Origin of the sequence: Pseudanabaena sp. 'Roaring Creek' (assembly GCF_001402795.1) — a bacterium.
Taxonomy (GTDB): domain Bacteria; phylum Cyanobacteriota; class Cyanobacteriia; order Pseudanabaenales; family Pseudanabaenaceae; genus Pseudanabaena.
The window spans coordinates 23,621-36,391 of record NZ_LIRE01000241.1 but is presented as its reverse complement, the minus strand read 5'-3'; the positions used below and the strand labels follow the sequence as shown (position 1 = coordinate 36,391).

The following is a 12,771-nucleotide window of genomic DNA, read 5'->3' as shown; positions in this document are numbered from 1 at the left end:
TAAGAAATGGCGTAGCCATTTCTTACAGCTACAGTCAATTCTTGGGGTTTATGTCCTAATACACTTGGCGACAGCTATAACTTGAAAACCCTCCGGCCCTTTTAAAAAACAATTTCGTAAATACCAATTAAAATAAGCAATATTCCTGAAATTTGCTGAGAAAACTTACCAAGGGATTTATTAAATATTTTTTTTGGCAGTTTTTGTCCTAAAGCTACAGTTATGTAGCTGAATATACCAATAGCTAAGGATGTAACAATGGGATTATATCCTGATAAACTCGCACCTAATCCTCCAGCGATCGCATTCAGAGAAAGGGAAATACTTAAGAAAATGGTTTCCCATAGTTGAATTGGTGCAGCATAACAAACCGACGAGTTTAAATTTGAAGCAGAAATCTCGTTTTCAAACCCTGATTCATGAAGAAGAGAATTATTTTGGGGATGACGGTGAAAAACTTTTTTGATTTTTACTTGAAAAAGGGAACAACGTAAAAAACGCCATATCATCTGATAAGAGGGTCGGTTTAAACTCTCCCAGCAGACCCAAACACCAACCCCAATAATAATACTCGCCCCAAAATCATTGGCAGCCCATATAGGCAAAACATGTTCTAACCACTGTCCAAATATCATGGACAAAAAAGTAAGTACTGTGGAAATTAAAGCGATCGTTAAATTAGCAACCGTAGGGATATATCGCTTTTGCATTCCATAGGAAATGCCAACTCCCAAATTATCTAAATTAGCAGCAATTGCTAAGAGGAGAATGACTGGAAATTTATCAAAGATCATAAGAAATACAATCAATTACCTTTAAGTTTGGCGGCAAAGTCCTCCCTGATGACCACTGTAACATCAGAATATAAGTCGCCAGTAGATGCAACCTGAACTTGACCGATCCCCATTTTTTGCTTCACCATCTCAGCTACTTCGGGATTGCCTTGCTGAGCAATAATTTGCGTTTTATTTGTAGATTCTCCAAAGGAATCAATTTCACGATCTGTTATATAGGCATTGCTAAACCCACTATTCTTAAAAAACTGCATGGCTTTCTCCTCAATCCCAGAACTACCTGTGGCATTCACGATCGCTATTTGGATAGATGTAGATCCCAGCACTTTCTGACTAGAAATCTGATTAGAAAATTGTGGCGAGTCTTGAGGGACTCCATCAGGAATAGATACATCAAAATAGCGCGTTAAAATAGCATCAGCAGCTTGAGTATTTTCAATCCAGTAACTAGATTCATACTCACTATCCTGACTGAATCGCCCAGGAAGCATCACCATATTTCGGTCATGGCGATCAGTGTCTTTAATGACATTGTAGATAGCCATCATTTCTCCTAAAGACAAGTCCGTATCAAGGTTTTGCCGTACAATTTGAAGAATCTCTTGTAATTTGCCTAAGGTATCGGGTTGAATCAGCTTATGAATTAGGGACTGGATCACCTCTTGCTGTCTTTGAACTCTACCAATATCACCTAAAGCATCATGGCGAAATCTGACATATTCCTGTAAATGTTGACCGTTAAGCGTTTGCTTACCAGCTACAAAGTGAATATTAAGATTTTGACTGTGGTCTACATAGTTCATCGACTTCGGGATATTAATCTCTAACCCTCCTAAGGTGTCAACAATATTGCTAAATCCTTCAGTATCTACCCTGATATAGCGATCTATAGAAATATTTCTTAATAGCTGACTCACCGTGGTTGCCGCCAAAGGTATTCCCCCGTAAACGTTAGCAGCATTAACCTTATCAAATCCTACATTCGGTATTTCTGCACGGGTATCCCTCGGAATAGACAAAATATTAACTTTGTGGGTCTTGGGGAAAATGCGAACCAGTAACATAGCGTCACTATTACCCGATAGTGCTTCGGCTGGGGTAAAATCTCCCTGATGGGGATGCCCTGAGTTATCTATACCTAAGATGAGGATGTTAACTGGTCGCTCTATCTGCGTGGGGATAATTGTAGTAATACTCTTGGAACTGTTAGGCAATACCGATGCTGGATGTCGGAATGGAGAGATTGCAAGAACCAAAGCAAAAGATGCGCCTGATATTCCCGACACAAATGCCACGCTCCCATAAACGAGAAATTTTCTGAGAGATTTGGAATTATTTTGAGCTAAGTGCTTGGGCACTTTAGTTTGCCTGGGATGTGGGTGAGATTGCGGCTTATCAAATCTCTTTTTTTGCACTGTAATAACCCAACAGGTTCATATTTATATTGAAAGTATAGGGCATCGGCAAAATTTAGCACAATCAACATCTTGGGCTGTAGTTTGGACAGACTGTACTAGGGCGATGCGCAAATTAGTCACCAATCAAAAAACAAAGATGAATGGCGGCGCGAAGCGCCGCCATTCATCTTTGGGGTTATATGCCGAGACTTGAAGAAGGAGGGATAATTAAGAACCCAGCCCTTTAACAGTCTCAAAGAAAAATCTGGCATTGTCTTCTGGTGTAGTGGAGAGAATGCCATGTCCGAGGTTCATGATATGCCCCTTATTACCAGCCTTCGCGACTACTTCTAAAATGCGCTCGCGGATGTAACTTTGATCGGCAAAAAGAACGCAGGGATCGAGGTTTCCTTGGACGGGAATGTCATGACCAATGCGATCGCGTGCATCAGCAAGATCTACTGTCCAGTCAACACTGACAATATCCACACCCGATTTTGGCATGAGGTCGAGCACTCCTGCACTGCCGCTAATATAGAGGATCAGTGGCGTGTTGGGATATTTTGCCTTAACCTTATCCACAACCATCTTTTGATAGGGAAGCGCAAAGGTTTTATAATCCGTGGGACAAAGATGCCCAGCCCAAGAATCAAACATCTGCACCACTTGAGCGCCACACTCAATCTGGTGGATGACATAAGTACCGATCATTTCGGCAATCTTGGTCAAAAAGCTATGGACGATCGCTGGCTCCTTATAAGCCATAGCCTTGATCGTGGCATAGTCCTTAGAACCTTTACCTTCAATGGAATACGCCGCTAATGTCCAAGGGGCTCCCACAAAACCAAGAATTGTCGCCTGATCTTTGACCTCATCTTTAATCGCGCTTAATATCTTGCGAATAAAGGGCACGGCGGTATCGGGATCGAACTCAGTCAGCGCATCAACTTGTGCTTGAGTACGAATTGGGGACTCGATAATTGGACCTCGACTTTCGACGATATCGAAGTTAATACCGATGCCTGTAAGTGGAGTGAGGATATCGGAAAACATGATCACGCCATCGGGCTGAAAAGCGCGAAACGGTTGCAAAGAAATTTCGGCGGCGAGTTCGGCAATTTCCGATCGCTCTCTAAATGTGGGATATTTATCGCGCAAATCACGATACACCTTCATGTATCTTCCTGCTTGGCGCATCATCCATACTGGTGGACGATCCAGTACTTCACCTCTTGCTGCCCTTAGCAAGCGATCGTTTCCTCCCATAATCAACTCTTTCCTTTGTTTTTAAACGTTTTTATTATTTGTGCTTTTGAATTATAGAACGTCGAGTACCAGACACTAACGCTTTGACCAACCGACTAAGGCGTTATTTTGACCAGTTTATAACCGATTAATGACCGATTAATGACCGATGGATATGGGCGATCGCCTCACCAAATCCTAGAATGGGGCATAGAATGAGGCATGGTAGTAGAATTAAATTTAGGCTTTATTTAATTTCTGAACATGACCCGATTACTTATACTTTCTTTAAGATATGTTATTAATACTTAAGCTATTAATACTTTCCGCATTCTAAACGAAATAAAAGTTTTAGCTAATCAATGGCTAGGTTTCAATGGCTAGATTTCAATGGCTAGGTTTAAAACTGTGATTAATGAAGGGGTAAATTTGACAAAGGATACTGATGTAGCGACACAGATCGCATCAGAGGCGACTTTGCCATCTCCTGAGGCAAAGTCACTGCAACAAGTTGTAATGGCGATCGCAGTTACCGTTGTAATTGTCGCGATCGCCATCCTGCTCTGGTTAATGCGTCCACCCCTCGATCAGTATACGCAGTCAGTTTTAAATTTATCAGGAGATCCAGTACAGGGGCGGTCTATTTTTGTGATGAATTGTGTGGCATGTCACGGACAATGGGCTAATGGTAAGGTTGGCCCCAACTTGCATGGTGTATCCGATCGCAAGTCCGATGCCCGTCTGGTTCAACAGGTTGTCAGTGGTGAAACTCCGCCAATGCCACAGTTTCAGCCAAGTCCACAGGATATGGCGGATTTATTAAGTTATCTCAAACAGCTATAAAAAAGGAAAAAGAGGACGCGCATAGCGCGTCCTCTTTTTCCTTTTTTATAGTTCTTGATGCTTTAGTAACTCATTAATGCCCCTTTCGGCGACATCTAACATTTGATTTAGCTGCGATCGCGAGAATGTATCGGATTCACCCGTGCCCTGCACCTCGATCAATTTGCCAGTACTGTCCATCACCACATTGAGATCGACACTCACCGCCACATCCTCTTGATAATTTAAGTCCAAAATTGGGGCTCCATCTAATAAGCCCACAGAAACGGCGGCAACAGCATTACGAATTGGCGATTTGGTTATTTTTCCCTCAGCCATTAAGCGATCGCAGGCTGCTTTAAGGGCAACAAAACCTCCTGTAATGCCACCCGTACGCGTACCGCCATCGGCTTGTAATACATCAATGTCCACGGCAAAGGTGTAATTGGCGATCGCCGTCAGATCCAGAGCCGCCCTTAAACTGCGTCCAATCAACCGTTGAATCTCTTGGGTGCGTCCCGACAGCTTCGTAAACTCCCTCTGCTGTCTGGGGATCGTTGAGGCTGGAAGCATCCGATATTCTGCCGTTAACCAACCTTGGTTACTGCCTGTCAAAAACTTAGGTACGCCTTCTTCGATAGAAACGGTACAGATCAATTGGGTATCGCCAAATTTCGCTAGTACCGAACCCGCAGGGGCTTTGGTAAAGGGTAATTGCAAGTGAACTGGTCGCAGTTGATTCCAATCTCGACCATCAGGACGTTGGAGAATAGATAAATTGCTCATGTTCGCGCTCGATCGGGGCTATCCAATCATATATAGCAATGACCAAACATGAGTAATGCGATCGCCAAACTTTCGGGCATTCGCTTACCATTGCCAATCTCTCAAAGGTTTGCTTGGGACGAGATGAGATGCGGCGCTTCGCGCCGCATCTCATCTTTAGGGCTTTTATAGCTACAGTCACTTGAATGAGGACAAATCAAACCCCAAGAATTGACTGGCGGCGCGAAGCGCCACCAGTCAATTCTTGGGGTTTATGTCTTAATACACTTGGCGACAGCTATAGGTTAAGAAATAAACGATTCTGAGATAAAAAACAAAGATTTTGGCTCGCTTTTCTCTTAACTTTCAGGATATTATAGCGATCGCCAATTTTTATTGGGATTTATAGAATTTTTTGTTATGTATTTGGTCAAACATTTGCTAGTATATAAATCGCCCTTAAATGGGTCAAACAACTTACGGGTGACTGGCGCAGTGGTAGCGCATCGGACTCTTAATCCGCTGGCCCTGGGTTCGAATCCCAGGTCACCCATCCTAAAATTGCATTCATGCCTAAATAAGTTAAAGATATAGCTCAAAAAGATGAGTAACAGCACTTTCGTGCCACCACTCATCTTTTTGGTCTGGCATTGCTGGCGATCGCTTAGGCTTTTGCGAATAAAAAAGTCCCACCAAGTTATCTAGCTTCGACCCCGCTCAGCTAATACAAATTCACGAAAGTGTGACAACACTTTTGTGAATTCGTATTAGCTAAGTTAAATTGAAGAATTTCTTTTTGGCGATCGCTCAAGTCTGGAAGGTCTAACATATCTTCCACACGACTGTAAGGCGCATTCGGTTCCCAGATTTATATCTTGCCGAAAAAAAAGTAAAAATCATCGGAACAGATCCTAACATCGATCAAGAATAGGAATCAATCAAACCATGTTGTAATGCATAGCGAACCAGTTCGGTGCGGCTGCTTGTGCCAGTTTTACTAAAGAGACGACTAACATATTTCTCCACATTACGAATAGTCGTACCAAGGCGCTTAGCAATCTCCTTATTCATTAATCCTTCTACTACCAGCTCTAAAACGCTCTGCTCGCGAGGGGTAAACTCTATCTTGATTGGCGGCGGCGTAACGTTAATCGCGGGCTTCTGCTTAAGTAAAGCTTTAATCTCTGCAAGCTGTCCTGCGAGATCGGTCATTTCTGAGGTGTTGCTATTGGCGGTGACTGCTTGCATGGCACGACGGGCAATTAAGTTTTCAGCGATCGCCACTAGCTCATCGGGATCGAAAGGTTTTGACAGATAGGCATCACAGCCTGCGTTATAACCTTCGATACGATCCTTAGTCATACCCTTAGCAGTTAAAAACACCACTGGCAGATTTAAAAAGCGCACATCCTCGCGCATTTGCTTCAGGAACTCATACCCACTTACCTGTGGCATCATGATGTCCGATATCACCAGATCGGGAGTAGTTTGCTCAAGCAATTGCCATGCATCCCTAGCATTATTGGCAACCTGTACCGCAAAGCCACTATCTTCGAGATAGGCTTGCACCGCCTCTCTCAGTCCTGGTTCGTCATCTACAAGCAGGATATGTCCTGACATAGTTATCCCTATTTATCTATTCTTCTATCTATTCTTTCATTCTGCGATCGCCCCATACTAAGTAGATAAGCATAAGTAAACTTAAAACCTAGAAGAGCATACTGCCCGCTACGCGGGCGGTATGCTCTCTGGTTTTGTCTTTTAATTGTGCGGAACTACTTATTACATTGATGTAATCTGACTCTTCAACGTAGTAAAAGCGAGATCCAGCAAGGGGTTTAAGTTCAAAAAAAAGCTTTGCCATTTTTCAAACGGTTATAATCTACCACTATAGCAATCAATCCTCGATTTCATTACCGATCCAGCATCAAAAATGTAGCAATCTTAGCAATCTATAGCTACATTCCCTTGACTTACAGCGCTTTGCGCTCAAACCCAAACCAAGGGAATTTTTGAAAGCGTTGCGAAGCAACGCTTTCAAAAATTCCCTTGTGGTTCGTTTGATCGATAATTGCTGTATGGCAGATCAAAACCCAAGAATTGATTGGCGGTGCAGAGCACCGCCAATCAATTCTTGGGTTTTATATCCTAATTACCTTTGGCTACAGCTATACATTGCTATACGTTGCTATATTTTTGCTCAAAAGAACCACCAGAAATTTTTTAAAAGTGTTGCAAAGCAACACTTTTAAAAAATTTCTGGGTTTAAATTTAGACGCAAAGCAATATAAGTTTTTGCTTGAGATATAACGCCAAAAAAGTTTTGTTTAATCATGCCTAACTATTTAAAAGGTGACATGCAAACTTGTTTTATCTCTGGGGATAAGGTTGGCGTATATTTAAGATAATTGTTGAGGAGGTTGCAGCCTCTTTGGACGAGTTCGTCAAAATCCAAGGTCTCCGCATTCCAGAGTTTGAGCGTACCATCTCGACTAGCCGACAGTATTTTCTGACTATCAGGACTATAGGTCAATGCATAGACCTCAGCACCATGCCCCGATAATGTCTTGAGTAAATTACCACTAGCCCGATCCATAATTGTAACGGTTTTATCGGCATTGGCGGTGGCGATCGCCTTGCCATCAGGACTAAAACTCATACCATAAATCCAAGAATCGGGAGTAACCGCAATTACCTTCTCCAGCGCCCCTGTTTGAGCGTTCCATAACTTCAATTTGCCATCTTTACCAGCGGAGCCAATTTGTTGACCATCAGGGCTATAGGCAATCGAGAGACCGCCATTGCCATGAGCTTCCATCGTATGGAGATTTTGCCCGCTACGTACATCCCAAATTTTGACAGTTTGATCATTACTAGTCGAGGCGAGTCTCTGGCTATCTGGACTAAAAGCGATCGCCCAAACTGTTTGGGTATGACCATCTAGCACTTGCAATAGCTGCGGGCGATCGTCATCCTTCCATTGCCATAGCTTGATTTTGTTATCCCAACCAAGGGTCGCTAATATTTTTTGATCGGGACTCAAGGTGGCATAAATCAAGTTAGCACCATGAATATTCAACAAATGGAGTAATTTACCCGTTTGAACATCCCAAATTCTCACAGTTTTGTCATTACTGGCTGAGACTAACTTCTTACTATCCGCACTAAAACTAACCCCATAAACCGTATCCTCATGTCCCTTTAGTTCTTGTTTGAGAGTGCCATCGGCATTCCAGAGCCGAATGCTTTTATCAACACTACCAGAGGCAAACATTTTGCCATCAGGACTAAAATTGACCGACCAAACGGTACTGGTATGCCCGTAAAGAGTGTTTAGTAGCGTAGCTTTTAGATCCCAGAGTCGAGCAGTTCGATCTTTACTCGCAGACAGGAGATAGCGCCCATCAGGGCTAAAGTTAACATCAAAGATACCGTCAGTATGTCCTCCTAACTTCATTTCTAAGATTCCTTCATTATTGAGAATTTGGATCATGTTGTCTTGAGAACCAAGAGCAATGCGCTCGCCATTGGCACTAAAGTTTAAACTCAATACATCGGTTGAGTTTCCCTTAAACATCCGCAATAATTGAATTTGGTGATTTTGATCGCTAATCTTCCACAGCTTGACCGTCTCATCTCTAGCGGAGGTTAACAGTTGTTTACCGTCAGGATGAAATCTCACATTGTAAAGTTCTTTTTCATGGACGCTCGCGTTAGTTAACAAATTACCTTGCAAGTCCCAAAGCGCGATCGTCGTATTTTTAGCCGTCACGATCAAGTTACCATCGGGACTAAAACTGGTATCTTGAATGAAGTTAGTTTCTCTAATGGCTGGGCTATTGCTAGCATTTTGAGGGTTCAAGGTCAGCAGTTCGACACCGCGATCGCTATCCCACAGTTTGACAGTGCCATCATTACTCCCCGTCAGCAATCTTTTGCCATCAGGATGAAAACTCAATCGCAGGATATCATCTCGATGGGCATAGAACTTCGCAATTAACTTGCCAGAATTGACATTCCAAATTCTGACACTCTTTCCTTTTCCTGACGATGCAATTTTTTGACCATCGGGACTAAAACTCAAGCCCCTAATATCACTCGTTTTTAACCCGACTAAACGCGAGATGGGGCTGCCATCGCTCTGATATAGAGATACGCTACCGTCAAAGCCCCCCAATGCGATGATCTTACCATCAGGACTAAATTTGGCGGCATAAAAGGGAGCATCCATTTTCAGCGAATAAAAGCGATATCGCTCGCGAATACCATAAACGATCGTTTGCAAGCCTTCAAACATTGATTGCTTAATTCTTGTCTTATCCAATCCTTCATCAATAACTCGTAGTTTTTTAGCTGATTGGACAATTGTTGATAGAGACTCTAATTGCCGATTCAGCAAAAAGCTGGAATTTGCCGAAGAGATCAATGCATCAATTTCACCAAATTCTGCAAGTTGGCGTTGATGAATTGCTTGAAAAGATAGCCCCACCATCACAAATAAAGCTAATACTGTACCGACCAAAGCGAACTTGGTTAAGCGGTTGAGATTGGCTTCGCTGCGCTGAGCCGAGGAGCGTACTTTCCGCAACTCAGCCAATAAACCTGCTTCCTGATTAGCTCGAATAAATGGCACCAAGTAATCATGCACTAGCTGATAGCGATTGCTGGGGACTTCAGGTAATTGGAAAACTAAGCCCGATCCGATCAAGATTTCTAAAACTAAATCGAGATCTACCGTATTGCCAGAGTAGGACAAAAGCCCCGTTCGCAATTCATTATAGGTACGCAATGGACGTTTGCCCTGCTCGTCCGTTAGCAAGATCAAGATCTGTTGGGCGATAAAGGCCGCACTACCACAAGCCTGAATTACTTCTTCCACCGACTGCTCGACAAGCCGCTGTTTCGCTCCAGCAGCTCGATAGGCGGCAAGGGTCGTAATATTGCGATCTTGAATTTGTGAGCCAACTAATTGCAGCTCAATCGGTCTTACCGAACCGCGATCGCCAGCGAGATCTCTCACTAACTCATCGATGAGAATCGGTTCGAGGGGAAAATTAGCATTTGCTGTCAAGTTCTCAATTAGAGCTTTGGTGTCCGAGGGGGAAAGATTGCCGAGGGCATAGCGGAAGTTTCGACTTAATATGTCAAATTCAGCATGGGGAGATTCTAGTTCTAATAGTAGATGGAGATAATCTTCACGAATGGAAATTACTATTTTTAATTGGGGGATCTTCAGACAGTTTTGCCAAAAATCAATAAATATCTGTCTTTCCCTCGGCTGGGAGCAGGTGGAGAAGAATTCTTCAAACTGGTCAAATATTAGAACAATCTGTGTCCCATTCAAGGCTAATTGCCTAAATTTAAGGAGTAAATTGACAATGTCGCGATCGCCTTTTCTGCGTCTTTCATCCATATTCTCTCTCCTATCTTTCTCAAATTTATGGGAAGATGAAGAGGGTTTGACCGCTACGGGATCGCTGTAACCGAGATCGTAATTTTTATAAACAGCTAAGGAAATAGCATTGAGCCAATTGGTATAGATATGGATCTCGATCGGTAGTAATTCTTGACCTGTTAGCGATCGCTGCAATAGTGCGGGAATCAGCCCTGCATTTACCAAAGAACTTTTTCCGACTCCCGATTCACCATGAATGACAGTGAGCTGATGCTCTAGGGAGAGAATTCTTTCAACTAGCCTTTCAACATCTTGAGTTCGTCCAGAGGCAGCAATTTCTCCAGTATTAAGATCAAATCTACTCGTCTCGATCTCAGCAAGACTAGAAGGAGAGAGTTGTTTGGGTTGCAGTGTTCCCGCACCGATAAAGGCTCTTAGCCCATATTGTTGCTCTAGCGATCGCTGTCTTTGTCGAGTTTGGAAAGCCTCAAGATAACGTCCTTGAGCGAAGGCAAGATCGTGAAAAGTATCGAGGAAGCGAATATAAAGCTTGGGTTCGTAGTTCAGATTAAAACTAGCGATCGTTTCTTCGATTAAACTAGATGCTAATTTGATCTCATTAAGTTGGAGATAGCTCTGAGTCAGTAATAGTTGGTATTGACCTATTTGAATATGACGCAGGCGTAGCCAATTATGCATCAAGTTCTCTTCATAAAAAGCAGGAACTTGCTCTAGGGTCGCTAGGGCTTTGCAGGAATAATCCTTCACTTTCTGCCATTCCCCCTTTTCTACAGCTATTTTGGCTAAATAACCGTAGTCTTGGGCAAGTTCGAGGGGCATTTGTTGGTGTAGCGGCAGTAGGGATTCTATCCATTTTTGGAGTTCTGCCCAATCCCTAAGCTGTTCGAGGACTCCGCTATAGGCTCGGCTATACTTAGCCATTAACTCCAACTGATTGGCTTGTTTAAAAGCAGTGATCGCTTCTTGAAAAAATTGTTTCGCCGCGACCCAAGAGGTCGATGAATGTCTTCCATTCACAAAGGAATTATGCCACCACAAATTTCCTAAATAGAATAAAACGATCCCCCGCTCGATCGGTCTATCCAATTTCTGCCAATAGGCAAGACTGCATTGATAGTAGACTTGGGCAAGGCTATGGACTGTACCTTGAGATTCTTCGTATATATCGCGATCGCGAGCATCGGAGGAGCGCCACAATAATCGTCCCATCGCAAAGTCTAATTTTGCTTCTAATTCTAAGAAATCACTTTGCCCATCGACTCGATCACTCTTAAAGAGATCACCATTGAAGAGATCACCATTGAAGAGATCGCTATTGAAGAGATCGTTAAAGTTATGACAGTTATCTTGTCCAGCAGCTTTTTTGATAGAGTTTTCAGAACTATGAGCATTCTTAGCATTTTTCTCAAGAGCAGCCCTTCGCAATTCTTGGCGGGCAAGTTCTAGCTCATTACTAGAGAATGATTCGCGCTCGGTATCTATTTTGGTGTCCTGCCAAAATATGGGAATCTGAAGATCTTTAGCGATCGCAAATAATCGATCCACCTGCTGGTTAACTTCTGTAAATAGCTCGGTAGGGGACAAAGCGAACTTAATCGCTGGGGCAGCCAAACTTGCTAGCTCTGGAGCGCTAGTCAATAATTGCTGTAGTTCGCGATCGCTCAACCACAGCACCAAAGGACAGTTGATATATTGCTTGAGGCGATCGCGGAAGAGGTTTGCTTCTAAAAATAAATTTTCTAAATTCGTAGCTGGCGTTTGCTCCAACCCCAAACACATCAAGGCAGGAATATGATCGATCGCGCCTTCTCGCCAGAGGTTTTGCAATTTACCATATAGGGTCTCGTGGGACTCTCGCCACCAAATTTCGCGGAAGAGCAAACCTGTTTTTGCCGCCAAAGCAGTCAACATATTTTGGCGAAGACTGCGGTAATTGCAATTGACAATAATTAATGAGAAATTCCCCTGAAACAGACCGATCGCTCTAGCTAACCTATCTAGGGATTGTCCATTAAGGGAATGTCCATTTTCTGAGAAAAAGATTGGCTGCTCGCTCTGAATCACCTGTTTTATTTCACCGCGATCGCGACATCTTCAAATTTACGCAAATTTATGCAGGAACACTACTATAGCAACCCCAAATGGTTTGGGGAACATCTCTTCTCCCTGATATCCCCCAAACTTATAGCGCAACCTTCGTTTGTTTTGTTGCTTGCACGAGGATCGCAATATCAATATATAGCTGTCACCAAGTATAGACATAAAACCCAAGAATTAATGTGCAGCGCACCGCGCATCCATTCTTGGGTTTTGATTTCTCCGAAGTCAAGCG

Annotated in this window: 7 protein-coding genes, 1 tRNA gene and 1 pseudogene; 2 read left to right on the top strand and 7 right to left on the bottom strand. The window is 43.1% G+C overall.

What is annotated here, in order from left to right; all coding sequences use genetic code 11:
* Window positions 1–101: 101 nt before the first annotated feature.
* From AC805_RS08275 to hemE, 3 genes are all read right to left on the bottom strand, one after another.
* The gene (locus tag AC805_RS08275) at window positions 102–794 is read right to left on the bottom strand and encodes a manganese efflux pump (RefSeq protein ID WP_055074983.1); all 693 of its coding nucleotides are present in this window, start codon (window positions 792–794) and stop codon (window positions 102–104) included.
* 11 nt (window positions 795–805) lie between these two features.
* A complete protein-coding gene (locus tag AC805_RS08270) occupies window positions 806–2,152 on the bottom strand; it encodes an LCP family protein (protein WP_055074982.1) in 1,347 nt (448 codons plus the stop codon).
* Between the two features lie 267 nt (window positions 2,153–2,419).
* On the bottom strand, window positions 2,420–3,457 hold the full coding sequence (gene hemE, locus AC805_RS08265) for a uroporphyrinogen decarboxylase (RefSeq protein WP_055074981.1): 1,038 nt from the start codon (window positions 3,455–3,457) through the stop codon (window positions 2,420–2,422).
* A gap of 369 nt (window positions 3,458–3,826) precedes the next feature.
* Between hemE and AC805_RS08260 the strand changes: the two genes are divergently transcribed.
* Window positions 3,827–4,279 (top strand): cytochrome c, encoded by a 453-nt coding sequence (locus tag AC805_RS08260; RefSeq protein WP_082429436.1) that lies wholly within the window; start codon window positions 3,827–3,829, stop codon window positions 4,277–4,279.
* A gap of 45 nt (window positions 4,280–4,324) precedes the next feature.
* On the opposite strand, the gene rph is transcribed toward AC805_RS08260, so the two are convergent.
* On the bottom strand, window positions 4,325–5,044 hold the full coding sequence (gene rph / locus AC805_RS08255) for a ribonuclease PH (RefSeq protein ID WP_055074980.1): 720 nt from the start codon (window positions 5,042–5,044) through the stop codon (window positions 4,325–4,327).
* A 460-nt stretch (window positions 5,045–5,504) separates the two neighbouring features.
* Between rph and AC805_RS08250 the strand changes: the two genes are divergently transcribed.
* Window positions 5,505–5,576 (top strand) — tRNA-Lys (locus AC805_RS08250).
* A gap of 168 nt (window positions 5,577–5,744) precedes the next feature.
* On the opposite strand, the pseudogene AC805_RS24590 reads toward AC805_RS08250, so the two are convergent.
* The 3 genes and pseudogenes from AC805_RS24590 to AC805_RS08240 all read right to left on the bottom strand — a co-directional run.
* Window positions 5,745–5,879, bottom strand: a pseudogene (locus AC805_RS24590) (hypothetical protein); the annotation flags it as partial.
* A gap of 65 nt (window positions 5,880–5,944) precedes the next feature.
* Window positions 5,945–6,643, bottom strand: a complete 699-nt coding sequence (locus AC805_RS08245) for a response regulator transcription factor (protein WP_009628090.1) — start codon at window positions 6,641–6,643, stop codon at window positions 5,945–5,947.
* 721 nt (window positions 6,644–7,364) lie between these two features.
* Window positions 7,365–12,503, bottom strand: a complete 5,139-nt coding sequence (locus AC805_RS08240; protein ID WP_055074979.1) for a hypothetical protein — start codon at window positions 12,501–12,503, stop codon at window positions 7,365–7,367.
* Between the last annotated feature and the right edge of the window lie 268 nt (window positions 12,504–12,771).

Bases quoted from the DNA above. Each gene is read 5' to 3' on its own strand.
- AC805_RS08275 (WP_055074983.1), bottom strand. From the start codon at position 794: ATGATCTTTGATAAATTTCCAGTCATTCTCCTCTTAGCAATTGCTGCT.
- hemE (WP_055074981.1), bottom strand. From the start codon at position 3,457: ATGGGAGGAAACGATCGCTTGCTAAGGGCAGCAAGAGGTGAAGTACTG.
- AC805_RS08260 (WP_082429436.1), top strand. From the start codon at position 3,827: ATGGCTAGGTTTAAAACTGTGATTAATGAAGGGGTAAATTTGACAAAG.
- rph (WP_055074980.1), bottom strand. From the start codon at position 5,044: ATGAGCAATTTATCTATTCTCCAACGTCCTGATGGTCGAGATTGGAAT.
- AC805_RS08245 (WP_009628090.1), bottom strand. From the start codon at position 6,643: ATGTCAGGACATATCCTGCTTGTAGATGACGAACCAGGACTGAGAGAG.